Consider the following 26,397-nt stretch of genomic DNA (forward strand, 5'->3'; position numbering starts at 1 on the left):
TAAGATCTTAACTGACAAGCATTAGGTCATTGACCGCTTTTTTTATCGCTGTTAATCGGCAAGATTGGCTTTGCCAGGTGGCAGCGGACGGGATTTCCCGGTGTTATCCACGGCAACGTAAACAAATACCGCTTCAGTGGCGCAATACGTTTGACCGATTGGCTCAGACGAAACCTTCTTGATCCACACTTCTACATTGATGGTCATTGAACTGTTGCCGGTACGTATGCAACGCGCATAACAGCTCACGACATCGCCCACGGCTACCGGTTTCAGGAACGACATGCCATCAACACGTACGGTGACCACACGACCTTCGGCGATCTCCTTGGCCATGATGGCACCGCCCATATCCATCTGTGACATCAACCAGCCGCCAAAAATATCCCCATTGGCATTGGTATCCGCTGGCATCGCCAGGGTGCGCGACACCATTTCGCCTTGCGGCAATTTATGTTTTTCGTCCATTGCTCAGTTCTTCTGCAGGTGAAGAGAAGCCCGACAGTATCGGGCGGAGTGGCTTATTTTTGTTTTTGTTGCGGCATCTGTCGCCAGATGTACACGCCGCTAAACAGAGTAAACAGTAGGGTCAGGCCGGTCAGACCAAACACTTTAAAGTTAACCCAAAACTCTTGTGATAACCAAAACGCAACATAGATATTTACCAGGCCGCAGACGAAGAAGAAGATGGCCCAGGCAATATTCAATCGACGCCACACAACGCCTGGCAGCTGCAGTTCTTTGCCGAGCATGCGTTGAATCAGCGGTTGTTCCATAAAGAACTGGCTATAAAGCAGGGCCAATGCGAACAGGGAATAGATCACGGTGACTTTCCATTTGATGAACTCATCGTTATGGAACACCAGCGTCAATGTGCCAAACACCGTCACCAGTGCGAAGGTGAATAGCGTCATCTTTTCCAGTTTGCGATACAGCACCCAACTGACGACCAGCGCCAGGCCCGTAGCAACAATCAGGGCGCCAGAGGCGACAAAGATGTCGTACAGCTTGTAGAAGATGAAGAAAACTACCAGGGGAAGAAAATCAAGTAACTGCTTCATAGTGTTTCCAGTTAGGGCAGGAGCATTCAATTAAGGCGCTCCGCAGAGCGCCACTGCTGTTAACGTAACAGCATATACAGTCGGTACAAATAGATAATCAGAATCGCGGAGACCAGATTACCCAGCGCATTCATCACCACCGATGCGATGTTCACCGGTAGCACCGTGAGTGATGAAATAAGGAACATCAGCACAATCTTCGCCAGTAACCACAACACAATGGCGGGGGCGATGACTTTCATGTTCTTCCATGCCAGTTTCATACTGGCGCGCATCGCGCCAATCACGCCCATTTTCTCGCTGACCAGCATCACCGGTGCCAGTGACAGCAGAATCGCCAGAATCACGCCAGGCACCATCAATACCATAAAGCCGATTTGCACCAGCAGGGTAATCAGGAAGGTCTGCAGCAGCAGTTTCGGCAGCAGTGGCGCGGAGGCACCGATCGCTCGCAGCGCACTCACACGTTGGCCATTCGAAACCAGCGGGATCAGGCACAGCATACCGCCCAGCAGCAGCGTGTTGCCGATCAGGGCAGCGAAGGTGCCGGCAGCCGAAGCGCGCAGCAAGATGCGTTGCTGATCCGGTGACATATTCTGTACCAGTTCAAACAGTGAGGTTGCACTGTCGTCAGCCTGACTAAGAAGCGATAACTGGTCTTCGCCTGGGGTTAATGCATGACCGACAATCACCGTAATGAACGACGTCAGCAACGCCATCAGCACAATAGTAACCAGCTGATGACGCAGAAAATTTCCTGTGTCACGGTATAACGAGCTTGCCGTGATAGACATGTACTCTCCTTGATGGAACCGGGTTAATTAACCCGGCGATTGTACATGTTCTGTGGGCTGGCGGGCACCCGGAAGACCATAACTTTGTGTCATCTCTGGTAAAGAATAGGAAATTGTCACTCGCAACCGGTTCATAAAAGGTGCAAACCCACTTGATCTGCGTTCAAGCCCTCCTCAGCGGTTTTTCTTCTTGACGTGTAATGCCGGAAATTGATCTGAATCAATCCATTGTTTTTTAAGTGATTAATTTGAATTGATGCAGATGATCTTTTACCAAAAAAGGGTTAGATCTTGTGCCGCAAACCCGATTAAGACCTTACTTTTCTGCAAAGGAGTGATTATGAAACTGGCAAAATGCGCATTGCTCATGGCTCTGGCTATTCCTCAACTGGCACTGGCCCATCAGGCGGGTGATTTCTTCATGCGTGCCGGCAGCGCGACTGTTCGTCCAACCGAAGGCTCTGACAATGTGCTGGGTATGGGCGGCTTTAGCGTGAGCAACGACACCCAGCTTGGCTTGACCTTCACCTACATGGCGACGGACAACATCGGTGTTGAGCTGCTGGCGGCGACACCGTTCCGTCACAAAGTTGGCCTTGGTGCCACCGGAAATCTCGCTACCGTGCGCCAGCTGCCACCAACGCTAATGGCACAGTACTATTTCTTCGATAGCAGAAGCCCGGTGCGTCCGTATGTTGGGGTGGGTATCAACTACACCACGTTCTACGATGCCAAATTTAATCAAACCGGCCAGGACGCAGGCTTAAGCGATCTCAGCGTCAAAGATTCATGGGGTGTGGCGGGTCAGGTGGGGATGGATTATCAAATCAACCGTGACTGGATGCTAAACGCATCCCTGTGGTACATGGACATTGATACTACCGTGAAATTTAAAGCCAACGGTGAGCAGCAGAACATTAACACGCGCATCGATCCGTGGGTGTTCTTCTTTGGTGTGGGCTACCGTTTCTGAGGCAACAACCGAAACACAACGGGCGACCCGAAGGCCGCCCGCTGCATGATGGGTACGCTGTTACTTAATCTGCATATTGTTAACCACAGATTTAACGCCTGCCACGCTGCGGGTCACCGTCACTGCACGGTTCGCCATCTGCGGAGAACTGACAAAGCCACTTAACTGCACTTTTCCTTTAAAGGTTTCGACGTTGATCTCGGTGGATTTCAGCGAGTCGTCATTCAACAACTGTGCCTTAACCTTGGTGGTGATCACCGTATCATCGATATAGCCCCCGGTCCCTTCCTTTGTTGCTGTTGGTGCACAGGCGCTCAGTGTGATCGCCATTACCGCAGCCATTAATAATCCTGCAACGACTTTGAAAAAATTCATTGGTTATCTCCCTGTCTTAGATGGTGTTTCACCGCAACGAGACGGTGCGATTAATTGTGGTATGCCCTTTTCAAATCGGCAAATCGCCTGGGGTGAAAAAGATGGAAATACGCGATTTTTACCACTTATTGATCCAATGAAGGCAGCAAGGCAAACGGTAAGCTGGAAGAGCAGGGCAAAACTAACAATAAAACAACAAGACGATAAGCCGACAGGTGCAAATTGAAGCATCAGGCAGGGAAAACAATAATGAAAAAGCGTGCCATTCTGGCGATAGCGACGATTAGCTATCTGTCCTACCTCCAGCTATTTGCTTCACAAATTTTGCCGGTGCCCAGCGCACAGGCAGAACCGTTGATCAATCCACACCTTGGTACCCTGTGCAAGGCGGCTACCGCGCTGAGTTTTGGCCGCAACTTCAAAATTATGCAGCTGGACAAGGTGGATGAGCAGGGCGTGGCGTGGGTGCACTATATCCGGCCATCCGACCAATCACGCTGGGCCGTGCGCTGCCGGATCCAGGGCGAGAGAGTTATCTTGATGTCAGATAATCCAGATAGCAGCGGACGCTGGCGTGAGGGGCCAGAAGACGAGAGGCTGACGTGGCAAATCAGAAACGACATGCTGACGATGAAGCTGAGATATCCTGATGGTTCGGGAGATGAGCAAACGTTCAGGCTGGAATAATCAAGGGAAGACCTTATTCGCAACCGCGAATAAGGTCTTAAAGATTTAGCGCGTAGCGGCTTTCAGATCACTGACAAACGCTTTTAGTTCAGCTAACAGCGTGTCGGGATCGTTCTGGTTACGTTCGATGATCTTCACAATGGCTGATCCCGAAATAGCACCCGCCGCGCCCGCCGCGATGGCTTCTCTCACCTGGCTTGCTTCTGAGATACCAAATCCCTGCAACGGGGGGGCAGCGTGATATTCGCTCAGCTTCTCAATCAAATGATTCAGCGGTTGGCTGGCGCGATTTTCTGCACCCGTCACGCCCGCGCGCGACAACAGATAGGTATAACCGCGACCGTGTGAGGCGATCTCACGCAGCAAATCATCATCCGCATTCGGTGGGCAGATAAAGATCGGCGCAACGTTATGACGCATTGCAGCCTGACGGAACGGCGCAGACTCTTCAACCGGTACATCCGCCACCAGCACGGAATCGACGCCGACGGCTTCACACTGCGCGTAGAAGTTGTCGATACCTTTGCTGAACACCAGATTAGCGTACATCAACAGCCCAATCGGCAGTTCAGGATACTTCTGGCGCACGGCGGCAAGGATCTCGAAACACTGCGCGACAGTGGTACCCGCCGCGAAGGCACGTAAGGTTGCCCCCTGAATTGTTGGGCCGTCCGCCAGCGGATCGGAGAATGGAATGCCCAGCTCTAACGCATCGGCGCCACCTGCTACCAGGGTATCGATGATCTTCAGTGACAGTTCAGGGGTCGGATCGCCAAGGGTGACGAAAGGAACAAAAGCGCCTTCTTTCTTCGCCGACAGACATTGAAACAGCTGATTATAACGTTCCATCAGATCTCTCCCTTAGCTTTCAAAATATCGTGAACGGTGAAGATGTCTTTATCGCCGCGACCGGACAAGTTAACCACCAGCAACTGCTCTTTCTCAGGATTCTCGCGGATCATTTTCAGCGCGTGCGCCAGAGCATGAGAGGATTCCAGAGCCGGAATAATGCCTTCTGCACGACACAGCTCTTTGAAGGCTGACAGCGCTTCATCATCGGTAATCGACACATACTCGGCGCGACCAATGCTGTTGAGATGGGCGTGCTGTGGGCCGACAGAAGGGAAGTCGAGGCCAGCAGAAATGGAATAGGACTCCTCTATCTGGCCTTCCTCGGTCTGCATCATTGGCGCTTTCATGCCGAAGTAGATACCGACGCGACCGTGCTTAAGTGGCGCGCCGTGTTCGCCGGTTTCGATGCCGTGACCCGCGGGCTCAACGCCGATCAGACCGACGCTGGTGTCATCAATAAAGTCAGCGAACATGCCGATGGCATTTGAACCGCCACCCACACAGGCCAGCACCGCATCCGGCAGACGGCCTTCACGTTCCAGAATCTGCGCTTTGGTCTCTTCGCCAATCATGCGCTGGAATTCACGCACAATGGTCGGGAAGGGATGCGGACCGGCTGCTGTGCCGAGCATGTAGTGCGCGGTTTCATAGCTACCAGACCAGTCGCGCAGCGCTTCATTACAGGCATCTTTCAACGTAGCCGAACCACTGTGCACCGGAATCACTTCTGCGCCCATTAAACGCATACGGAACACGTTGGGTGACTGGCGCTCAACATCTTTTGCGCCCATGTAAATGCGACACTTCATGCCCAGCAGCGCGCACGCCAGCGCTGAAGCCACGCCATGCTGCCCGGCGCCGGTCTCAGCGATAATTTCATTTTTGCCCATGCGCTTAGCGAGTAGCGCCTGGCCCAATACCTGGTTGGTTTTGTGTGCACCACCGTGCAGCAAATCTTCACGCTTCAGATACAGGCGGGTTTTCGTGCCTTTGGTCAGATTGCTGCAAAGCGTTAATGCAGTGGGACGGCCAGCATAGTTTTTTAACAGATCGGTAAATTCAGCCTGAAATTCGGGATCGCGCTGCGCCTCAACAAAGGCGCTTTCTAACTGGCGCAGAGCGGGCATTAAAATCTGTGGAACATATTGACCGCCAAACTCGCCAAAGTAGGGATTCAATAACGTAGTCATCTTTCATCTTCCTTATGCGGCCCGCACATTGGCGGGCGAGCGAAATTAATAGGCGCGCAGCGTGCGAAATACCGCCGCGACTTTACTGGCATCTTTGATGCCAGGCGCGGATTCAACGCCAGAGTTAAAGTCCAGTCCGGCGCAGCCCAGTTGTGCAGCCTCTACGCAGTTGTCGGCGCTTAATCCGCCGGCCAGCAGCACATTGCTCAGGTCTTCACCCTGCAGCAGTGACCAGTCAAATCGCTGTCCGCTGCCGCCCTGGCCGTTATCGAACACGTAACGATCCACATGCGGCCAATCGCGGGCTGGAAGGCTGCCGCTAATACTCAGCGCCTTCCAAATTTTCACCTCTTCTGACAGGCCGCTGCGCAGTTCTGCGACGAACGCCTGATCTTCATCGCCATGCAATTGCACAGCAGAAAGTTTAAGTGACGTGGCGTGCGTGACAACGTCACTTACAGTGTTATTGCGGAATACGCCGACATACTTCAGTGGTGCAGCCGCTATCACATTTTGCGCTTGTTCGGCGCTGACTTTACGCGGTGAACCCTCAGCAAAGATCACCCCGCCATAAATCGCTCCTGCTTCGTGCGCAATACGCGCATCTTCAGGTCGGGTCAGGCCGCAGACTTTGTTGTCACCGAGCAATACGCGACGCACGCCAGCATTCAGATCGGCTTCTTCCATCAGCGCGGAACCAATCAGGAAACCGTTGGCGAAGTGGCTCAGCTCACGCACTTGTGCGTAGGTATGAATGCCCGATTCGCTGATGACCGTGACACCGTGGCTTAAACGTGGTGCCAGTTGGCGGGTGCGATTCAAATCGATGGACAGATCGCGCAAGTCGCGGTTGTTGATGCCCACGACTTTCGCTTCCAGCGCAATGGCACGCTCCAGTTCTTCTTCATTGCTGACTTCAGTCAGTACGCCCATTTTCAGGCTATGCGCCACGGCGGCGAGCTGACGATATTGCTCATCATCCAGCACCGACAGCATCAGCAGGATGGCATCGGCCTGATAGTGGCGCGCCAGGTAGATTTGATAGGGATCGATAATGAAGTCTTTGCACAGCACCGGTTGAGTAATCGCGGCGCTGACGATGGGCAGAAAGTCAAAATCACCCTGGAAATACTTCTCGTCAGTTAAGACGGAAACAGCCGAGGCGTGATGACGATAAACCCCGGCAATGGTCGCAGGATCAAAATCTTCACGGATCAAACCCTTCGACGGTGACGCTTTTTTGCATTCCAGGATGAACACCGTGCGTGTGCCGCGCAGCGCATCGTAAAAGTGGCGTCCTGCAGGCTGCAAGCTGTTCTGGAAGGTTGCCAGCGGCTGCTGTACCTTGCGCGCTTCAACCCAGACGGCTTTATCCTGAACAATTTTCTCTAAAACGGTGCCCTTGATACTCATCTCATCCTCTCGCTGCCAGAGCAACAACGCGTTCGTAAGCCTGACCACTGCGAATTGCAGTGATGGCGCGCTGAGCGTTGTCGCGCAAATCTTCATTTCCGAATACTTTCAGCAACATTGCGACGTTCACCGCAACGGCCTGCTCATGGGCCGGCTGGCCTTTACCCTGGAGCAAACGCGCCAGAATGTCACGGTTTTCTTCCGGCGTGCCGCCCGCCAGTGCTTCTTTATCATGGAAGCCAAAGCCGAAGTCTTCTGGCGTTAACTGATAACCGGTGATTTCACCGTCACGCAGCTCAGCAACCTGGGTCGGACTGTGTAGCGCCACTTCATCCATTCCGCCGCCATGCACCACTGCCGCACGCTGATAACCGAGCACTTTCAAAGTTTGAGCAATCGGCAGCACCAGTTCCGGGCTGTAAACGCCGATGACCGCAAGAGGAGGCCGTGCCGGGTTAATTAAAGGGCCCAGCACGTTAAATAAGGTGCGGGTTTTTAACTGTTGACGCACCGGCATCGCATGGCGGAATCCGCTGTGATATTGCGGGGCGAACAGGAAGCAGACGTTCAGATCGTCCAGTGCCTTACGCGCTTTTTCCGCCGGCATATCCAGATCGATCCCAAAAGCGGCCAGCAGATCGGAAGAGCCGGATTTGCTCGAGACGCTGCGATTGCCGTGTTTTGCCACTTTCAACCCGCACGTTGCCGCGACAAAGGCGCTGGCGGTGGAGATGTTAATGCTGTTGCTGCCGTCACCGCCGGTGCCAACGATATCGGCAAAGGTGTAATTCGGACGGGGGAACGGTTTCGCGTCTTCCAGCAGTGCCGTAGCGGCACCCGCAATCTCTTCCGGGCGTTCGCCACGGACTTTCATGGCAATCAGCGCGGCGGCTAATTGGGTTGGCTCCAGCTGCCCTTTAATAATGGCGCTAAAAAGCTGGTGGCTTTCCGCCTGGCTCAGGGTTTGTGCCTGATAGAGTTTTTCCAGAATAGTTTGCATCATAATCTCCCTATTATTTCGCCAGCGCCCAGGCCAGCGTTTGCTCTAACAAACGAGCACCTTGGGTGGTGAGAATCGATTCGGGGTGGAACTGGAAGCCACACACACGGTCTGCATCATGGCGAACGGCCATGACCATGCCGTTGTAGCTGGCGTTAACGGTCAATTCGGCAGGTGTATTGCTGCCCACCAGCGAGTGATAACGGGCCACCGGCAGCGGATTACTCAGGCCGCTAAACATCGCTTCGCCATCATGATTAATCGAAGAGGCTTTGCCGTGCAGAATCTCACCGGCCTGGCCTACATGACCACCATAAGCCTCAACAATCGCCTGATGACCGAGGCAGATGCCAATAATCGGCAGGCGACCTCGCAGGGCTTGCAGCAGCGCAGGCATGCAGCCGGCATCTTTCGGTGCACCGGGGCCAGGGGACAGCATCAGCACCGGATTCTCCATCTGCTGCAGGCGTTCAATCAGTACGTCAGCAGGGACGTTATTGCGGTAAATCACCACGTTGTGGCCAAAGGTACGCAGCTGATCAACGAGGTTATAGGTAAAGGAGTCGATATTATCGAGCAACAGGATATCGGCCATCAGAAAATCTCCTTGCAATGATGGGCTGTGGCGATGGCACGTAATACCGCGCGCGCTTTATTGCGGCTTTCATCCGCTTCAGCCTGAGGCTGAGAGTCCAGTACCACACCGGCACCGGCTTGCACGGTGGCAACACCGTCTTCCACCCACGCGGAGCGAATCACGATGCAGGTATCCAAATCGCCGTGTGCGGTGAAATAGCCGACCGCACCGCCATAGCTGCCACGACGCGTACCTTCTTTCTCAGCGATTAACTGCATAGCACGCACTTTGGGTGCGCCGCTTAAGGTGCCCATGTTCATACAGGCGCGATAGGCATGCAGGACGTCAAGATCGTTACGCAGCGTGCCGACCACGCGAGAGACCAGATGCATCACGAAAGAGTAACGATCGACTTTGGTCAGGTCTGCCACATAGCGGCTACCGGGAACGCAGATGCGAGCCAGATCATTACGCGCCAGATCCACCAGCATGAGATGTTCTGCCAGCTCTTTATGGTCGGTGCGCATTTCCAGTTCGATACGGCTGTCGAGATCGCGATCCAGTGAACCATCGGCATGACGGCCACGTGGACGCGTACCGGCAATCGGGTAGATCTCAATCTGACGTGAAGTGGCGTCATACTTGAGTGAGCTTTCTGGTGAAGCGCCAAACAGCGCAAAGTCCTGATCCTGCATAAAGAACATATATGGGCTGGGATTACTGTGCTTCAGCGTGTCATAAGCGGCCAGCGGAGAAGGGCACGGCAGCGAGAAGCGGCGCGATGGCACCACCTGGAAGATTTCGCCGATACGAATCGCTTCCTGCATTTCACGCACCACGTTGCAATACTCTTCATCGCTCTGGTTGGTGCTCAGTGCCATTTGCTCAACGCGCTGAACTGGCAACGCCGGGGCAGGCTGCGTCATTTGACCGCGCAGTTGCTCAACACGGCTCTGCAAGCGCTGGAATTCGCTGGTGGACGGGCTGAACAAGCTCGCCTGCAGACGAGCGCTGCGCGTCTGGTGATCAATCACCAGCAGGGTTTCAGCCAGGTAGAAGCAGTAATCCGGGCAGCTTTGCTCGTTACGCAGTTCAGGTAAATCTTCGAATCCGGCCACCAGGTCATAAGCAAACAGGCCGCCGAGGAACATCGCTTCACGCTCTTCCGCCGGGCTGTTCACCAACTGCGGAATCAGGCGCAGCGCGTCGAAAACGGACAAGGCTTTCAAACGTGAATCTTCATCGTGCAGGCCCTGAGGCAGCGGGAAATGCAGCACGCGGCCATCCGGACGTGCTTCAATTCTGACATCCTGCGGCAGTGCTTCATCCAGCAGCGGCAGAATGGTGCGGCCGTTTTCTGACAGCGCCTGCAATGTCACCACGTTGCCCAGTGCGCTGATGCGCAGGGCGCTATCCACAATCAGTAAGCTTTTCAGATTCTTTTTGCTGTCGATATCGGCCGATTCAAGCAGCAGAGTTGCCGGACGTGCGCCGCAAATTTGATGGAACACTGCGGCCGGATCTTCGCGGTAGGGCGCGGTACCGGTAATCAACTTCAATGTAGGTTTCGCATTAGCCATTATTGTCATCTCTGAATTTCGCTCAAAAAAAAGCCCGCTCGGTGGCGGGCTCAGGTATCTGCACAGTGGTTACGCATGTTGTGCACGACGACGTCGCCCGTTTAAAGGATTATCGCGCCACCAACCTTTTGCATGCGTACCAAAATTAGCCATGATGAGATACCCGTTACGTGTGAACTTGTGTACTAGTTAACTGGTTCAGGTGAAAAAAGTCAATACCCTTTTTCAGTCAGGGGCAAAATCGTTATCATGCCAGCCGAGTTAAGTTGCTGCTGGAGTTACCTTGTCGGATATTGCCCGTTTTCCCCTTTACGATTTACACAGCCATACCCAGGCGTCTGACGGTTTGCTGACCCCAACCGAGTTGGTGCAACGTGCCGTCGAAATGAAAGTAGGGGTACTGGCGATTACCGATCACGACACCATTGCTGGCGTGGCAGAAGCGCAAGCCGCCGTGCTGCAACAGAATCTACCGATTCGTATTCTAGCCGGATTAGAAGCCTCTACATTGTGGGAAAACCACGAAATTCATATCGTAGGTTTGAATGTGGATTGCCAGCACCCGGCGCTGACCTCGTTTCTTGAGCAACAGCATCAATGCCGTGTTGAACGGGCTCAGCTGATCGCAGAACGCCTCGAACGTGCCCGCATTCCTGACGCGTGGGTTGGGGCGCAACGCCTGGCGCAGGGCGGTGTCATCACCCGCGGTCATTTTGCCCGTTATTTGGTCGAGATCGGTAAAGCCGATAACATGGCGCAAGTGTTCAAGAACTATCTTGCCCGTGGGAAAACCGGCTATGTGCCGCCGCAATGGTGTACAATTAAACAAGCTATTGATGCCATTCATCATTCTGGCGGCGTTGCGGTACTCGCACATCCGGGCCGCTATGGATTGTCTGCAAAGTGGCTTAAACGACTGATTGCCCATTTCGCCGAGGTCGGTGGTGATGCAATGGAAGTGGCGCAGTGTCAGCAGGCACCCAACGAGCGCACGCAGCTCGCGACATATGCGCGCGACAATAAGCTGGCGGGATCGCAGGGATCAGATTTTCACCAACCCTGTCCGTGGATAGAACTGGGGCGCAAATTATGGTTGCCAGGCGGCGTTGAACCCATCTGGGAGCGCTTTCCTGCGCTAGCGCCCGCCGTAACTCTTGCAGACAGGTGACATGAGGTTTTTATGAGTCAATTTTTTCACATTCATCCAGATAACCCGCAACCGCGCCTCGTCAATCAGGCGGTCGATTATCTCAATAAAGGTGGCGTGATTGTCTATCCCACTGATTCGGGTTATGCGCTGGGCTGCCGACTGGAAGAGAAGAACGCCATGGAGCGTATCTGCCGTATCCGGCAGTTAGATGGCAACCACAACTTTACTTTGATGTGTCGCGATCTGTCTGAGCTCTCGACGTATTCGCAGGTGGACAATACCGCGTTTCGTATTCTGAAAAATAATACGCCGGGCAGTTACACCTTCATTCTTAAAGCGACCAAAGAAGTGCCGCGTCGTTTGATGAATGACAAACGTAAAACCATTGGTTTGCGCGTACCTTCCAACCCGGTGGCGCTGGCGTTACTGGAGAGATTGAATGAGCCGATGATGTCTACTTCGCTGATGTTGCCCGGTAATGACTTCACGGAATCGGATCCGGAAGAGATTCAGCACAGCATCGGTAAGCTGGTGGATCTGATCATTGATGGCGGCACGTTAGGGCAGCAGCCGACGACGGTGATCGATCTCACCAGCGATGTCCCGGTTGTGGTTCGTGAAGGGGTCGGCGACACGCGCCCGTTCCTCTAATCACGCGTGGTCAGGCGGCGTTAACGTCGTCTGGCCAATATTTTTTTCTAACCAATGTTTAAAATCACCGTACGGAATATACAGTGAAACATCTTTGAGGATGACTTGTTTGCTGCGCACATTGGAAATTTCATGGCTGTAGCCCACAATCACTCCGCCAATTGTCTGGTCAGCATTATATACCGCGCCCCCCGACATTCCCTGCACAACGCCAGCATTTGATGCCATTGCCATGCACGGTTTTTTATTCCATTTATTGGTAATCGCTGTGCGCGCTAAATTAACGCCACTTGATTCCACGGGCATAGCAGAAATAAAGCTGTAACCGTACATCTTAATGGGCTCACCCACTTTACTGGTGCGGAATTTTGCCAGCGTTTCCGGGCTATTCTTATGATAAATAATCGCGACGTCGCAATAAGGATGATAAGCCTTAACACGCTGCACGGCAGTGGTGGCGACGTGCGCAGCTGTCAGGCTGTACTCTGGCGTTAAGGGGATGGTTGTACCAAGGATACCCAGACCCAGTACCGTCGGGATGCCTGTCACGCTCATATCCACGTGTTCAAGCGCCGCGCGACTATACTCAGTATGGCCCACGGAACAGCCGCTCAGTGCCAGCGCCGCGAGGGCAGGCCAAAGCAGAGAGGTTTTCATGATAGTCATCTTCTTTTAAGCATGTCAGGAAAATCCCTGGTGAAGACTTTCGACATGCAAATTAAATTCATTCCGTGAATGAATAAACGCGTCAATTCCTGCGTGCGCCGGTTTATATTATCAACAATGCCACAGTGATTTCGTTAAAGGCTTGTTAGAGAAACGAGTGTAAATAGTAAAGGTTACGCTTTTATAAATACGGCACACTCTGTTTCAGACTTAAATTTTACACAATTTTTAAATCAGAACAATTCATCAAATTTAATCTGAATCAAATAATGCGAAAATACAGACTTAATCCAACCTGCAGTGCCAATTAACTGGTAATTTAAATTTACTGGATTAATGAGCCTAATTTATCCCGGTTAATTAGTGGTTTATCCTGTTTTGCAGTTTGGGTTTAGATTTTATGTTTGGGATTATCCTTAAGCGTGGTGCGCAATGCTAGCAGACCAGTCTTGAAAAGCGCTAATGTATCACGGGTCTAAAGTGGGGGTAATAACCAGGTTTATATTGCCAGCAGCAAATGATAAAAATTCAGTCACTTGGCGCATGAAGAAGAGAAGTGCGGTTGGTGTATCTATCAGCAGCGTAAATGTATAGGCATAGGGCACTAAACGAGTGACGCAGCCTTTGGCCTTTATTATCGGCAGCAAAGGAAAAGGTGTTAACGAAACTTGCGTTAGTGTAAAATCGCGGGCCGCCTGAGATGGCATGCGCTATGCTCAGCGGTAACAGATTCTGATATGGGAACTGGTAATCCCCGTATCGTACCTCTTCTTACCACGACGCCTGGGAAGGCGACAACGAGGCATCTCCATGAGTGAGAAACTACAAAAAGTATTAGCGCGCGCCGGTCACGGTTCACGCCGCGAAATCGAAACGATGATTTCAGCCGGACGCGTCAGCGTCGATGGCAAACTGGCGACGCTGGGCGATCGCATTGAAAATGATAAATCCCTGAAAATTCGTATTGATGGCCATCTGGTTTCAATTGCTGAATCCGCAACCGAAGTCTGCCGGGTGCTGGCGTATTACAAACCAGAAGGCGAACTCTGTACCCGTAACGATCCTGAAGGGCGCCCGACGGTATTCGACCGTCTGCCACGTCTGCGCGGTTCACGCTGGATCGCTGTGGGTCGTCTGGACGTTAACACCTGTGGTCTGATGTTATTCACCACCGATGGTGAACTGGCGAACCGCCTGATGCACCCAAGCCGTGAAGTTGAGCGTGAATATGCGGTGCGTGTATTCGGCGAAGTGGATGACGATAAAATTCGTCAGCTCAGTAAAGGTGTGCAGTTAGAAGATGGCCCGGCATCGTTCAAAACCATTAAGTTTGCTGGCGGCGAAGGCATCAACCAGTGGTACAACGTCACCCTGACCGAAGGTCGTAACCGTGAAGTCCGCCGTCTGTGGGAAGCCGTAGGTGTGCAGGTTAGCCGTCTGATGCGCGTCCGTTATGGCGATATTCAGCTGCCAAAAGGCTTACCACGCGGTGGCTGGATGGAGATGGAATTACCGTCGGTTAACTATCTGCGTACGCTGGTGGATATGCCGGAAGAGACGGTGACGAAAGTCGCGGTTGAAAAAGACCGTCGTCGTACTAAAGCCAATCAGATTCGTCGTGCGGTAAAACGTCATAGCAATGTGAGCGGCAGCCCACGTCGCGGTGGCAGCAGTAGCAGCCGCAACAGCAGCACGCGGACCAGTGGAACCAACAAGCGCGGTTCCTGATATGCCCGTGACGCCGCATGCAGCGGCGTCACTGTTTTACCAATCTATTCCCTGCTGAGCCTGAATGCCTGCATCAAACGCATGCTTAACCGGGCGCATCTCGGTCACGGTATCCGCCATCTCCAGCAAGGTTCGATGGCAGCCGCGACCAGTGATAATCACACTTTGCTGAACCGGACGTTGTACCAGCACGCGCACCAGTTCATCCAGATCCAGATAATCCATGCTGACCATGTAGGTGATTTCATCGAGGATCACTAAATCCACATGCTCATCGGCAAGCATACGTTTTGCCTGTTGCCAAACTTGTTGGCAGGCGGTGGTATCGGTCTCCCGATTCTGGGTATCCCAGGTAAAGCCGGTGGCCATCACCTGAAATTCCACGCCATGCTGCTCCAGCAAATTGCGCTCACCATTTGGCCATTCACCTTTAATAAACTGCACGGCGGCAACGTTTTTACCGTGTCCGCAAGCGCGTAAAGCTGTACCAAAGGCGGCGGTGGTTTTGCCTTTGCCATTGCCGGTGAACACCATCAAAATGCCGCGCGCTTCTGTCGCGGCGGTAATGCGCGCATCAACCTGTTCTTTTAAACGCTGCTGTCGCTGCTGATGACGGTCACTCATGCGCTGGCAGGCCCCGGTTTGCGTCCCGGCTGTGCATCAAAACTGATGCCGGTTTTGCGACGGCTATCATCGCCCATTAAATAAAGATAAAGCGGCATCAAATCGGCAGGCGTTTTCAGTAAACTGGCATTTTCTTCCGGGAAAGCGCTGGCACGCATTTTAGTGCGGGTGCCACCAGGATTGATGCAATTCACCCGAAGATGGCGATTTTTATACTCATCGGCCAGCACCTGCATCATGCCTTCGGTGGCGAACTTCGACACCGCATAGGCTCCCCATCCCGCACGGCCGGTGCGACCCACGCTGGACGTGGTAAACACCAGTGAACCGGCGTCTGATTTTAGCAGTAGCGGCAGCAATGCCTGAGTTAAGTAGAAGGTGGCGTCAAGATTGATCTGCATCACCTGGCGCCAGACCTGAGGATCGAGTTCAGCCAGCGGGACGATTTCACCCAGAATCCCGGCATTGTGCAGCACACCATCGAGCCTTGGCACCAAAGCGGCAATCTGATTGGCCACCTCGGCACAGTTTTCTGGTGTGGCATGCGACAAGTCCAGCAGCAAATGTGATGCGGGCTGCTTATTCAGTTGATTGATGGCATGTTCCGTTTGTTGCAGCGTCTCGGCATTGCGGCCCAGCAAAATGACACGTGCGCCGTAGCGCGCATAAGTCAGTGCTGCTTCACGGCCAATGCCGTCTGAAGCACCGGTCACGAGGATAATGCGATTTTCCAGCAGATCGCTTTTCGGTTGATAATGCACAGCGATGTCCTTTGGCAGGTCAGAGGGTTTTTGGCTTTATGCCTCAATTTGGCGTCAGGTGCAATCATCGCGCCTCGCAATCTGTGCCGCCTGCGGGCATTTCAGGCGACGAAAGTCGCTAAAGCGGTTAAACTCAGCCTTTGTTTGTAATTCACTGTTTAATAAGGCGGCAGAATGGATTTACTCTCCAGTTATGGATTATTTCTGGCCAAGGCCGTCACCGTGGTGGTGGCGTTCGCAACTATTGTTCTTATTGTGCTCAATGCCGCGATGCGTAAACGCCACAGCGGTGGTCAACTGCGCTTGACTCATCTCGACGATGATTATCGTGAAATGAAGGAAGACCTGCAGTTGGCGAAGATGAAGCCACAGGCGCAAAAAGTGTGGCTGAAGCAGCATAAAAAAGAAGAGAAGCAAAAAGCCAAAATCGAGAAGCGCAATGCCAAAGCCGGAGTGAGCGAAGCCACTAAATCCACTCTCTACGTGCTGGAGTTTAAAGGCAGCATGGATGCGGGTGAAGTCAGCTCTTTACGTGAGGAAATTTCCGCTGTGCTGGCGGTGGCAGTGCCGGGAGATGAAGTCTTGCTGCGTCTGGAAAGTCCGGGTGGCGTGGTGCACGGTTATGGCCTGGCCGCATCTCAGTTGCAGCGCCTGCGTGACGCGGGCCTGCAGTTGACCGCAGTCGTCGATAAAGTGGCGGCGAGCGGTGGCTATATGATGGCTTGTGTTGCGGACCGTATTGTTGCGGCGCCTTTCTCCATTATTGGCTCAATTGGTGTGGTCGCGCAGATCCCCAACTTCAACCGCCTGCTGAAACGCAATGATATTGACGTTGAACTGCACACTGCGGGTCAATATAAGCGCACGCTGACCTTGTTTGGTGAAAACACCGACGAAGGCCGTGAGAAGTTCCAGGAAGATCTCAACGAAACTCATCTGCTGTTCAAAGAGTTCGTTCAGCAGATGCGCCCAACATTGGATTTGGAAAAAGTGGCCACTGGTGAACACTGGTATGGACGCCAGGCGCTGGATTTAGGCCTGATTGATGAAATCGGCACCAGCGATGCGTTAATCATCAAACAGATGGACCGATTCAATGTGTTGGGTGTGCACTATGCACGGAAGAAGAAAATGATGGACCGTTTCACCAACAGCGCCAGTCTGGCGGCCGAGCGGTTAATTCTGAAAATATGGCAGCGCGGTGATAAGCCGCTGTTGTAAGCGAGCCCGGCAAATGCCGGGCTTTTTTATGCCAGGTGATAGCGTGAGGAGAGTTCAACGGCAAGGGATTTAAACACGTTAAACACGGCGGTAGTTTTCGCGCTCGGCAGGCCTTCATCATCCAGGAACCAGGGGCCACGAAACACCAAAACGTTGCCCTGCTGTGTCACGTCATTGGCTTCCATCCCGGCTAAATAATCGTCGTGCTGCTTGATCATTTGATTGGCTAATTCCAGTAACGCCTGGCGTGAAATGGATTCCGTTTCTACTGACATTGTTCACCTCTTTTTTGACAGCAATCGTTCTCCTTCTATATTACTAGCGAGTTGGGCTGTTCATCAAATCAACGTCCGTCAGCAAAACTGGCGCAAAATTAATCAGAATGCTAATTAAGTTGCGTAACGGATTTTATCAGGTAGAGTGTGGGCGATTCAGCTTTCAGGGAGATCACACCCGGATGTGTGGTGCTGTCAGATGGAAAACCCGCTTCTAATCATAAAGTTGCATAAGTCGATGCAATCTGACCTGAGATTATCCCCGCTGCCTTGAAATGTGAAAAGTTGGCAGCAATATTGAACCCGTTGGGTTTTGGGGCACCGAATCCTCTCCCGTTTATCAGGACGTTTCAATTAGGTAAAGGTACATATGGGTAAAGCACTCGTAATCGTTGAGTCCCCGGCAAAGGCCAAAACAATCAATAAATACCTCGGTAATGACTACGTGGTGAAATCCAGCGTCGGTCATATCCGTGATTTGCCGACCAGCGGTTCAACTGCCCGTAAAACTACCGACGGGGAAAAGGCGAAAACAGGAAAAAAGGTTAAGAAGGATGAGAAGGCCGCATTGGTCAGTCGCATGGGTGTCGATCCCTGGCATGGCTGGGAAGCGGACTATCAGATTCTGCCGGGTAAAGAAAAAGTCGTAGCCGAACTGAAAAGCCTCGCCGCCGATGCTGACCACATCTACCTCGCAACGGACCTTGACCGCGAAGGGGAGGCCATTGCCTGGCACCTGCGGGAAGTGATCGGTGGCGATGACAAGCGGTTTAGCCGTGTGGTGTTCAACGAAATCACCAAAAATGCGATTCGCCAGGCGTTTGAAAAACCGGGCGAACTGAATATTGAGCGTGTTAATGCACAGCAGGCGCGTCGCTTTATGGACCGCGTGGTGGGTTACATGGTTTCCCCGCTGCTGTGGAAGAAAATTGCCCGTGGTTTGTCTGCGGGTCGTGTTCAGTCTGTGGCTGTGCGACTGGTGGTTGAGCGCGAACACGAAATTAAAGCGTTCGTGCCGGAAGAGTATTGGGAAATCGATGCGGATTTCTCTACGCCGAAAGGCGACGCGCTGGCGATGCAAGTCACGCATCAGGGCGATAAAGCGTTCCGTCCGGTTAATCGCGAGCAAACTTATGCTGCGGTATCCGTGCTGGAAAACGCGCGTTACGAAGTGCTGGATCGTGAAGACAAACCGACCAGCAGTAAACCGTCTGCGCCTTTTATTACCTCGACATTGCAACAAGCGGCGAGTACACGTCTCGGTTTTGGCGTGAAGAAAACCATGATGATGGCGCAACGTCTCTACGAAGCGGGTCACATCACCTATATGCGTACTGACTCCACCAACCTGAGTCAGGATGCGGTGGCGATGGCGCGCGGCTTTGTCGAGCAGAGTTTTGGTAAAAAGTATCTGCCAGAATCACCGATCACCTACGCCAGTAAAGAGAATTCGCAGGAAGCACACGAAGCGATCCGTCCTTCGGATGTCAATATTCAGGCAGAACAGCTGAAAGATATGGAAGCTGATGCGCAGAAACTGTACCAGCTGATCTGGCGTCAGTTTGTGGCCTGCCAGATGGTGCCTGCGCAGTATGACTCCACCACCCTGACGGTGGGTGCAGCAGACTTTAAACTGAAAGCGAAAGGCCGCACCTTGCGTTTCGATGGCTGGACAAAAGTGATGCCAGCCCTGCGTAAAAACGATGAAGACTTGACGCTGCCACCGGTCAATGTCGGCGATATGCTTGACCTGAAGGAGCTGATGCCAAGCCAGCACTTCACCAAGCCGCCAGCCCGCTTCAGCGAAGCTTCCTTGGTCCGTGAGTTGGAAAAACGGGGTATCGGCCGTCCATCGACCTATGCCTCAATTATTTCCACCATTCAGGATCGCGGTTACGTGCGGGTAGAAAACCGCCGCTTCTATGCTGAAAAGATGGGTGAAATCGTCACCGATCGTCTGGAACAGAATTTCCGTGAGCTGATGAATTATGACTTCACAGCACGCATGGAAGACAGTCTTGACCAGGTCGCCAATAACGAAGCGCAGTGGAAAGCGGTGCTGGATTCCTTCTTCAGCGATTTCAGCCAGCAGTTAGGTCAGGCCGAGAAAGAGCCTGAAGAGGGCGGCATGCAGCCGAACCAGATGGTGCTGACCTCGATCGACTGCCCGACCTGTAGCCGCCAAATGGGTATCCGTACCGCCAGTACCGGTGTGTTCCTCGGCTGCTCCGGTTATGCGCTGCCACCCAAAGAACGCTGCAAACAGACCATCAATCTGATTCCGGAAAACGAAGTTCTTAACGTACTGGAAGGCGATGATGCTGAAACCAATGCGTTGCGTGCCCGTCGTCGTTGCCAGAAGTGTGGCACCGCGATGGACAGCTACCTGATCGACAATCAGCGTAAGCTGCATGTCTGTGGTAACAACCCGGAATGTGACGGCTACGAAATCGAACAGGGCGAATTCCGCATCAAAGGTTATGACGGCCCGATCGTAGAGTGTGAAAAGTGTGGTTCTGAAATGCACCTGAAAATGGGGCGCTTCGGTAAATACATGGCCTGCACCAACGACGAGTGTAAAAACACTCGCAAGATTCTGCGCAATGGTGAAGTTGCACCACCGAAGGAAGATCCGGTGCCGTTGCCTGAGCTGGCGTGTGAAAAGTCAGATGCCTACTTTGTATTGCGTGACGGTGCGGCAGGGGTATTCCTGGCGGCCAACACCTTCCCGAAATCGCGTGAAACGCGTGCGCCGCTGGTGGAAGAGCTGCAACGTTTTGCTGACCGTCTGCCTGAGAAGCTGAAATACCTGGCGGAAGCGCCAGCGGCGGATCCGGAAGGCAATAAAACGTTAGTGCGTTTTAGCCGTAAAACTAAGCAGCAGTATGTTTCCTCCGAGAAGGAGGGCAAAGCGACTGGCTGGTCGATGTTCTATATCGACGGTAAGTGGCAGGAAGCGAAGAAGTAATTCCCCTCAAGGCCAGCTTCTGCTGGCCTTTTCCTCATCCTTATAGCTAATCGTTCTACATTCTTACGTTAACTGATATAGTGGTTATAGCTTTTTTCGTTTCGCTGACATGCTTTCCCTCCCTATACCTTAATTAAGGCGGAAACACGCCTGCAGGGATGACCCTCTGTCGCTACCGGGAAGATATAACTATGAAATTGCAGCAGTTGCGTTACATCGTCGAGGTGGTTAATCACAACCTCAACGTCTCCTCCACCGCTGAAGGTCTCTATACTTCACAACCGGGCATCAGTAAGCAAGTGCGTATGCTGGAAGATGAACTCGGCGTGCAGATTTTTGCGCGTAGTGGGAAGCATCTCACTCAGGTTACGCCAGCGGGTGAAGAGATCATCCGAATTGCTCGCGAAGTATTATCCAAAGTGGATGCGATTAAGTCTGTCGCGGGTGAGCACACCTGGCCTGATAAAGGCTCGCTGTATGTGGCGACCACACATACTCAGGCGCGTTATGCCTTGCCTGGTGTGATCAAAGGGTTTATCGAGCGTTACCCGCGCGTTTCGCTGCATATGCATCAGGGCTCGCCGACGCAAATTGCTGAAGCCGTGTCGAAGGGGAATGCTGACTTTGCGATTGCGACTGAAGCGCTGCATTTGTACGACGACCTGATTATGTTGCCTTGCTATCACTGGAACCGCGCGATTGTCGTCACGCCAGATCACCCGCTGGCAGGCAAATCGAATGTAACGATTGAAGAGTTGGCCGATTTCCCGCTCGTGACCTATACCTTTGGCTTCACTGGCCGCTCAGAGCTGGATACTGCGTTTAATCGTGCAGGATTAACACCACGTATCGTCTTTACCGCCACCGACGCTGATGTCATCAAAACGTATGTGCGTCTGGGCTTGGGCGTGGGAGTGATTGCCAGTATGGCGGTGGACCCGGTTTCCGATCCGGACCTGGTGCGAATCGAAGCTTCAGAAATTTTTACCAATAGCACGACCAAAATTGGCTTTAGGCGTAGCACTTTCCTTCGAAGCTATATGTATGATTTTATTCAACGTTTTGCACCGCATTTAACCCGTGATGTCGTGGATGCCGCGGTCGCATTGCGTTCAAATGAAGATATCGAAGCGATGTTCCGCGATATCAAGTTACCTTTTAAATAATCCCCTAACTCATTATTTTCACAAGGTGTCCAGTGGGCATCTTGTGAATACCCCCCTCGTTAGCGCCACAAGAATCTCAAAAAATTTCATTATTTTTTTGTAAATGAAACATCGATCACATGTTTTTTCATTGTTATTTCTTAAATGAGAAACAGTACACAAAATTTACGCTGCCGCTTTGCGGACCGCCAGGAATATTCCCATACTCCAGTTATCAACTGATGAGAAAGGGCTTTTAGTCTGGTCCTTAAAATTAAACTCAAATTTAGAATGGCACTAAATTTGTTTTAACCCAAATTTACAAAGTAGTTATTTGATGAATAGTTTGATCAGTAATTAAATTTATCTCATCAATATTTTGGGTTTTGATAAATAGCGTTAATCGTTGTACTCAATAAAAATAACTGGATTTTCGGACTTAACAAGTTTAGGATTCGTCCTAAATCTTAATCGTTATCAACAATCGTTTTATTGAGAGTGATTATCAAAAACTATGAATACTAGACTGACTGTACAACAAGATTTTCGTACTAAAACCGCCAAGGTTGAGCGCTCTGGTAATGTGCGTCGCAAGGCTTGGTTGACCGTCTTCGCTGCTTCAGCACTGTTCTGGGTAGTGGTGGCATTGATGATTTGGCGTATGTGGGGTTAAGCCATGTGGGCAAATACACTCAGCCGTAAGTCTCCGGTTTCTGCGCGTCAGCCGAACACGTCAGCGTGCAAAGCGAAAGAAGTAAAGAGCGTTGAACAGCCCGTGGCGATTCCTGCGTCGTGGGAACTGAGTGAAAACCAGCGTAACTTTATCGAATCGTTCATGGATCCGAAGTCGAAATAACGCAGTCTGCGTTCTGTTCTATATATAGACATCCATACCTCTCTTTACCGGATTATCCGGTGGGCATTTTAAAAGCCCGTCCTTTAACACTCAGCATTCAAAAAACGGTGTCATCAGTACAACGCTGAAGACGGTGGACTTTTTTTGCCCGGAATCCGGGAGGGAGTGACTCGATGAATACAACGACTTTTTCATGGTTCGGCGTTTATGCCTTTTCCTTTGCATTTTGGGCCGCGGCCGTGTGGGCAATGATCTAATCCAATAACTCAAATTGTACTGACTTCTATTAATGCCCTGACAAACGTCGGGGCATTTTTCTTTGTGCCTTTATGTGTCATTTCGTGTTGTTATCAAATCGTTAACGAAATTGTGGTCTATCTTTAAGCTAAACCTTGTGGTTATTGAGGTTTAAAAGAGAGGCCCATAAAAGGAGGAGCTATGTCGTTAACGTTACGGGAGCACAGTCAGGATACGCTGGACGTTCGGGCAAAAAAATATCATTACTACAGCCTGCCAAAAGCTGCCCAGCAATTGGGTAATATCGATCGCTTACCCAAATCAATGAAGGTGTTGCTGGAAAACCTCCTGCGCTGGCAGGATGAGGATTCCGTGACCGCTGAAGATATTCAGGCTCTGGTTGGCTGGCAGAAAGATGCTCATGCTGACCGGGAAATTGCCTATCGCCCCGCGCGCGTGTTGATGCAAGATTTTACTGGCGTGCCAGCGGTAGTCGATTTAGCGGCGATGCGTGAAGCGGTAAAACGCCTCGGCGGCGATGTGGCCAAAGTTAACCCCTTATCGCCGGTCGATTTGGTTATTGACCACTCGGTGACTGTTGACCATTTTGGGGATGAAGACGCCTTCGAAGAAAACGTGCGTCTGGAGATGGAGCGCAACCACGAACGCTACGTTTTCCTGCGCTGGGGGCAAAAAGCGTTTAACCGCTTCCGCGTAGTGCCGCCCGGCACCGGTATCTGCCATCAGGTTAACCTGGAATATCTGGGGAAATCCGTCTGGCATGAAACGCTAGAGGGTAAAGAGGTCGCTTATCCTGATACCTTAGTCGGCACAGACTCCCATACCACGATGATCAACGCGCTGGGTGTATTAGGCTGGGGTGTCGGCGGTATTGAAGCCGAAGCCGCCATGTTAGGGCAGCCCGTGTCTATGTTGATCCCCGACGTTGTCGGTTTCAAACTCACCGGCAAACTGCGTCCTGGCATCACTGCAACCGACCTGGTTTTAACCGTGACGCAAATGCTGCGCAAGCATGGTGTGGTGGGCAAATTCGTTGAATTTTACGGTGATGGCCTGGCCGATTTGCCGCTCGCCGATCGCGCAACTATCGCCAATATGGCACCGGAATATGGTGCCACCTGCGGTTTCTTCCCGATTGATGAAGTGACCCTGAGCTACATGACCCTGACCGGGCGTGATGCCGAACAAGTCGAGTTAGTCGAAGCTTATGCTAAGCAACAAGGGATGTGGCGAAATCCGGGCGACGAACCACGGTTTACCAGCTCACTGGCACTGGACATGGCAAACGTTGAATCCAGCCTTGCGGGTCCAAAACGTCCGCAGGATCGTGTCTCCTTAGGTGATGTGCCCGCCGCTTTTGATGCCAGCAACGAACTCGAAGTCAATCATGCGCAGAAAGCGCACAAGACCGTCACTTATCGTGACAGCGAGACCGGCGATAACTATCAGCTGGAAGACGGCGCGGTGGTTATTTCGGCCATCACCTCTTGTACCAACACATCCAACCCCAGCGTCTTAATGGCGGCGGGTCTGCTGGCGAAAAATGCAGTTGAGCGCGGATTGATGCGCAAACCCTGGGTGAAAGCGTCGCTGGCACCGGGATCAAAAGTGGTGTCGGATTACCTCGCGGTGGCCCAGCTGACGCCATATCTGGATGAATTAGGCTTCAATCTGGTGGGGTATGGTTGCACCACCTGCATTGGTAATTCGGGCCCATTGCCAGATGAAATCGAGAGTGCCATCAAAGAAGGCGATCTGACCGTGGGTGCCGTGCTATCGGGTAACCGTAACTTCGAAGGGCGCATCCATCCGCTGGTGAAAACGAACTGGCTTGCATCGCCGCCGCTGGTGGTGGCTTATGCGTTGGCCGGTAACATGAAGCTCAACCTGCAGAACGATCCCATCGGGCAGGATAGACAAGGCAACGATGTCTACCTGCAGGATATCTGGCCATCACCTGAAGAGATTGCCGACGCAGTGCAGAAAGTGACCAGCGATATGTTCCATAAAGAGTATGCGGAGGTCTTTGACGGTACGCCGGAATGGCAGCAAATCAAAGTGAGTGAAGCCGCAACCTATGACTGGGATGAGGGATCGACATACATCCGCCTGTCGCCGTTCTTTGACGATATGGGCAAAACGCCGGAACCGGTCAAGGATATTAAAGGCGCGCGCATTCTGGCAATGTTGGGTGATTCTGTCACCACTGACCACATCTCACCGGCTGGCAGTATTAAAGCGGAAAGTCCTGCTGGACGCTATTTGCTGTCGCATGGTGTTGAGCGTACCGATTTCAACTCCTACGGTTCGCGTCGTGGTAACCACGAAGTGATGATGCGCGGGACCTTTGCAAATATTCGTATTCGAAATGAAATGGTGCCGGGCGTGGAAGGGGGATACACCAAACACTTCCCCAGCAATGAACAGCTGGCGATTTACGATGCGGCCATGAAATATCAGGCAGAAGGTGTGCCACTGGCAGTGATCGCCGGGAAGGAGTATGGCTCAGGTTCCAGCCGCGACTGGGCTGCGAAAGGCCCACGTTTGCAAGGTGTGCGCGTGGTCATTTCTGAGTCGTTCGAGCGTATCCACCGCTCTAACCTGATCGGCATGGGGATCCTGCCGCTGGAATTCCCCGCTGGCGTCACGCGCAAAACATTGGGATTAACCGGGGAGGAGTTTATTGATGTCGAAAACCTTTCACAGTTGAAACCCGGTTGTACTGTGAATGTCACCCTGACGCGCGTCGATGGTAAAAAAGAGACGCTGGAAACCCGGTGTCGTATCGATACCGGCAATGAGCTGACCTATTACCAGAACGACGGCATATTGCATTATGTGATACGTAATATGCTGAACTAAAGAAAAAGCCGGGAGATTTCCCGGCTTTTTGCTATCTGCATTACGCTTTTGGCAGCAGATGGCCCATTTTTTCTGCCTTGGTATCAAGGTAGTGAGCATTTTTGGGGTTGCGCCCAACCACTAACGGCACGCGTTCTACAATATTAATTCCCGCTTCGCTCAGGATCTCAACTTTGCGTGGATTGTTCGTCAGCAGGCGGACTTCATTGACGCCCAACAGTTTGAACATATCTGCACACAGGGTGAAATCGCGCTCATCGGCGGCAAAGCCCAACTGATGATTCGCTTCCACGGTGTCGTAACCTTTGTCTTGCAAAGCGTAGGCGCGGATCTTGTTCAACAGACCGATATTACGGCCTTCCTGGCGGTGATATAACAGCACGCCACGGCCTTCTTCAGCGATAGCGGTGAGCGCTGCTTCCAGCTGAAAACCACAATCGCAGCGCAGACTGAACAGCGCATCACCGGTTAGACACTCAGAGTGAACGCGCGCCAGCACTGGATTGTGGTCGCTAACATCACCGTAAACCAGCGCGACATGATCCTGGCCAGTTGCCAGTTCTTCAAAACCAACCATCAGGAAATCTCCCCATGGCGTGGGCAGTTTGGCTTCTGCTACCCGTTTAAGCTGCATGTGACTCTCCAGAACCTTCAGAGGATGCGCTATCATCATGATAACGCACGGGCCCGACTGGCCCGACAAAACTGACAATATTGTGCCACAACCTGT

The 26,397-nt window shown here is 52.3% G+C and carries 26 protein-coding genes, 1 pseudogene and 1 other annotated feature; of the genes and pseudogenes, 12 read left to right on the forward strand and 15 right to left on the reverse strand.

Going from position 1 to position 26,397, the window contains the following annotated elements:
* Positions 1 to 51: 51 nt before the first annotated feature.
* The 3 genes from yciA to VI01_RS06070 are packed head-to-tail and all read right to left on the reverse strand — an operon-like array spanning position 52 to position 1,855.
* Complete coding sequence (gene yciA, locus VI01_RS06060) at positions 52 to 468, reverse strand: acyl-CoA thioester hydrolase YciA (RefSeq protein WP_038646664.1); 417 nt, start codon at positions 466 to 468, stop codon at positions 52 to 54.
* Between the two features lie 53 nt (positions 469 to 521).
* Positions 522 to 1,061: a septation protein A gene (locus VI01_RS06065; protein WP_045814389.1), complete on the reverse strand. Its 540-nt coding sequence runs from the start codon at positions 1,059 to 1,061 to the stop codon at positions 522 to 524.
* Between the two features lie 59 nt (positions 1,062 to 1,120).
* On the reverse strand, positions 1,121 to 1,855 hold the full coding sequence (locus VI01_RS06070; RefSeq protein WP_034828852.1) for a YciC family protein: 735 nt from the start codon (positions 1,853 to 1,855) through the stop codon (positions 1,121 to 1,123).
* A gap of 340 nt (positions 1,856 to 2,195) precedes the next feature.
* On the opposite strand from VI01_RS06070, the gene ompW reads away from it, so the two are divergent.
* Positions 2,196 to 2,828, forward strand: a complete 633-nt coding sequence (gene ompW / locus VI01_RS06075; protein WP_038646668.1) for an outer membrane protein OmpW — start codon at positions 2,196 to 2,198, stop codon at positions 2,826 to 2,828.
* A gap of 60 nt (positions 2,829 to 2,888) precedes the next feature.
* On the opposite strand, the gene VI01_RS06080 is transcribed toward ompW, so the two are convergent.
* A complete protein-coding gene (locus VI01_RS06080) occupies positions 2,889 to 3,203 on the reverse strand; it encodes a BON domain-containing protein (protein WP_034828856.1) in 315 nt (104 codons plus the stop codon).
* Here VI01_RS06080 and VI01_RS25330 point away from each other — a divergent pair.
* Positions 3,148 to 3,429 carry a hypothetical protein gene (locus VI01_RS25330; RefSeq protein ID WP_197079571.1) on the forward strand — a complete coding sequence of 94 codons (282 nt, stop codon included), beginning with the start codon at positions 3,148 to 3,150 and terminating at the stop codon, positions 3,427 to 3,429. The genes VI01_RS06080 and VI01_RS25330 overlap by 56 nt on opposite strands.
* A gap of 23 nt (positions 3,430 to 3,452) precedes the next feature.
* Positions 3,453 to 3,890 carry a hypothetical protein gene (locus VI01_RS06085; RefSeq protein WP_052059399.1) on the forward strand — a complete coding sequence of 146 codons (438 nt, stop codon included), beginning with the start codon at positions 3,453 to 3,455 and terminating at the stop codon, positions 3,888 to 3,890.
* Between the two features lie 45 nt (positions 3,891 to 3,935).
* Here VI01_RS06085 and trpA read toward each other — a convergent pair whose 3' ends face one another.
* From trpA to VI01_RS06115, 5 genes and pseudogenes are all read right to left on the reverse strand, one after another.
* Positions 3,936 to 4,739 (reverse strand): tryptophan synthase subunit alpha, encoded by an 804-nt coding sequence (gene trpA, locus VI01_RS06090; RefSeq protein ID WP_045814390.1) that lies wholly within the window; start codon positions 4,737 to 4,739, stop codon positions 3,936 to 3,938.
* On the reverse strand, positions 4,739 to 5,932 hold the full coding sequence (gene trpB / locus VI01_RS06095) for a tryptophan synthase subunit beta (protein ID WP_045814391.1): 1,194 nt from the start codon (positions 5,930 to 5,932) through the stop codon (positions 4,739 to 4,741). The genes trpA and trpB overlap by 1 nt, the downstream gene beginning before the upstream one ends.
* A gap of 45 nt (positions 5,933 to 5,977) precedes the next feature.
* Entirely contained in the window at positions 5,978 to 7,345 is a 1,368-nt protein-coding gene (trpCF, locus tag VI01_RS06100; RefSeq protein ID WP_045814392.1) for a bifunctional indole-3-glycerol-phosphate synthase TrpC/phosphoribosylanthranilate isomerase TrpF, read from the reverse strand.
* A 1-nt stretch (position 7,346) separates the two neighbouring features.
* Positions 7,347 to 8,940 (reverse strand): annotated as a pseudogene (gene trpD, locus VI01_RS25670) (bifunctional anthranilate synthase glutamate amidotransferase component TrpG/anthranilate phosphoribosyltransferase TrpD).
* Positions 8,940 to 10,502 (reverse strand): anthranilate synthase component 1, encoded by a 1,563-nt coding sequence (locus VI01_RS06115; protein WP_045814393.1) that lies wholly within the window; start codon positions 10,500 to 10,502, stop codon positions 8,940 to 8,942. Before VI01_RS06115 ends, trpD begins: the two are co-directional and overlap by 1 nt.
* Positions 10,503 to 10,526: 24 nt before the next feature.
* Positions 10,527 to 10,631, reverse strand: a sequence feature (Trp leader region).
* Positions 10,632 to 10,785: 154 nt separating this feature from the next.
* On the opposite strand from VI01_RS06115, the gene VI01_RS06120 reads away from it, so the two are divergent.
* Entirely contained in the window at positions 10,786 to 11,670 is an 885-nt protein-coding gene (locus VI01_RS06120; RefSeq protein WP_045814394.1) for a PHP domain-containing protein, read from the forward strand.
* A 12-nt stretch (positions 11,671 to 11,682) separates the two neighbouring features.
* Positions 11,683 to 12,303, forward strand: a complete 621-nt coding sequence (locus VI01_RS06125) for an L-threonylcarbamoyladenylate synthase (RefSeq protein WP_045814395.1) — start codon at positions 11,683 to 11,685, stop codon at positions 12,301 to 12,303.
* Here the strand turns inward: VI01_RS06125 and VI01_RS06130 are convergent, their stop codons facing one another.
* Positions 12,304 to 12,960, reverse strand: a complete 657-nt coding sequence (locus VI01_RS06130; protein WP_034821503.1) for a serine protease — start codon at positions 12,958 to 12,960, stop codon at positions 12,304 to 12,306.
* Positions 12,961 to 13,436: 476 nt separating this feature from the next.
* A complete protein-coding gene (locus VI01_RS25335) occupies positions 13,437 to 13,676 on the reverse strand; it encodes a hypothetical protein (protein WP_156149337.1) in 240 nt (79 codons plus the stop codon).
* Between the two features lie 103 nt (positions 13,677 to 13,779).
* Between VI01_RS25335 and rluB the strand changes: the two genes are divergently transcribed.
* Positions 13,780 to 14,697 (forward strand): 23S rRNA pseudouridine(2605) synthase RluB, encoded by a 918-nt coding sequence (gene rluB, locus VI01_RS06135; RefSeq protein WP_045814396.1) that lies wholly within the window; start codon positions 13,780 to 13,782, stop codon positions 14,695 to 14,697.
* 36 nt (positions 14,698 to 14,733) lie between these two features.
* On the opposite strand, the gene cobO is transcribed toward rluB, so the two are convergent.
* Together cobO and VI01_RS06145 are read right to left on the reverse strand one after the other, a co-directional pair.
* Complete coding sequence (gene cobO, locus VI01_RS06140; protein WP_045814397.1) at positions 14,734 to 15,321, reverse strand: cob(I)yrinic acid a,c-diamide adenosyltransferase; 588 nt, start codon at positions 15,319 to 15,321, stop codon at positions 14,734 to 14,736.
* The gene (locus VI01_RS06145) at positions 15,318 to 16,082 is read right to left on the reverse strand and encodes a YciK family oxidoreductase (protein ID WP_045814398.1); all 765 of its coding nucleotides are present in this window, start codon (positions 16,080 to 16,082) and stop codon (positions 15,318 to 15,320) included. The genes cobO and VI01_RS06145 overlap by 4 nt, the downstream gene beginning before the upstream one ends.
* 174 nt (positions 16,083 to 16,256) lie before the next feature.
* Between VI01_RS06145 and sohB the strand changes: the two genes are divergently transcribed.
* Positions 16,257 to 17,303, forward strand: a complete 1,047-nt coding sequence (gene sohB / locus VI01_RS06150) for a protease SohB (RefSeq protein WP_045814399.1) — start codon at positions 16,257 to 16,259, stop codon at positions 17,301 to 17,303.
* A 26-nt stretch (positions 17,304 to 17,329) separates the two neighbouring features.
* Here sohB and VI01_RS06155 read toward each other — a convergent pair whose 3' ends face one another.
* On the reverse strand, positions 17,330 to 17,578 hold the full coding sequence (locus VI01_RS06155; protein WP_045814400.1) for a YciN family protein: 249 nt from the start codon (positions 17,576 to 17,578) through the stop codon (positions 17,330 to 17,332).
* A gap of 370 nt (positions 17,579 to 17,948) precedes the next feature.
* Between VI01_RS06155 and topA the strand changes: the two genes are divergently transcribed.
* From topA to acnA, 5 genes are all read left to right on the forward strand, one after another.
* Positions 17,949 to 20,546, forward strand: a complete 2,598-nt coding sequence (gene topA / locus VI01_RS06160) for a type I DNA topoisomerase (protein WP_045814401.1) — start codon at positions 17,949 to 17,951, stop codon at positions 20,544 to 20,546.
* A 191-nt stretch (positions 20,547 to 20,737) separates the two neighbouring features.
* Complete coding sequence (cysB, locus tag VI01_RS06165) at positions 20,738 to 21,712, forward strand: HTH-type transcriptional regulator CysB (protein WP_034821485.1); 975 nt, start codon at positions 20,738 to 20,740, stop codon at positions 21,710 to 21,712.
* A 493-nt stretch (positions 21,713 to 22,205) separates the two neighbouring features.
* Entirely contained in the window at positions 22,206 to 22,364 is a 159-nt protein-coding gene (locus VI01_RS24695; protein WP_071845610.1) for a YmiA family putative membrane protein, read from the forward strand.
* Positions 22,365 to 22,367: 3 nt separating this feature from the next.
* Positions 22,368 to 22,547 (forward strand): hypothetical protein, encoded by a 180-nt coding sequence (locus VI01_RS06170; protein WP_034821480.1) that lies wholly within the window; start codon positions 22,368 to 22,370, stop codon positions 22,545 to 22,547.
* A gap of 438 nt (positions 22,548 to 22,985) precedes the next feature.
* The gene (acnA, locus tag VI01_RS06175; RefSeq protein WP_045814402.1) at positions 22,986 to 25,667 is read left to right on the forward strand and encodes an aconitate hydratase AcnA; all 2,682 of its coding nucleotides are present in this window, start codon (positions 22,986 to 22,988) and stop codon (positions 25,665 to 25,667) included.
* Between the two features lie 40 nt (positions 25,668 to 25,707).
* Here the strand turns inward: acnA and ribA are convergent, their stop codons facing one another.
* A complete protein-coding gene (gene ribA / locus VI01_RS06180; RefSeq protein ID WP_034821474.1) occupies positions 25,708 to 26,301 on the reverse strand; it encodes a GTP cyclohydrolase II in 594 nt (197 codons plus the stop codon).
* Positions 26,302 to 26,397 lie beyond the last annotated feature (96 nt).

Source organism: Pantoea sp. SM3, from assembly GCF_000963995.1.
In the GTDB taxonomy this organism is placed as follows: Bacteria; Pseudomonadota; Gammaproteobacteria; order Enterobacterales; family Enterobacteriaceae; genus Pantoea; species Pantoea rwandensis_B.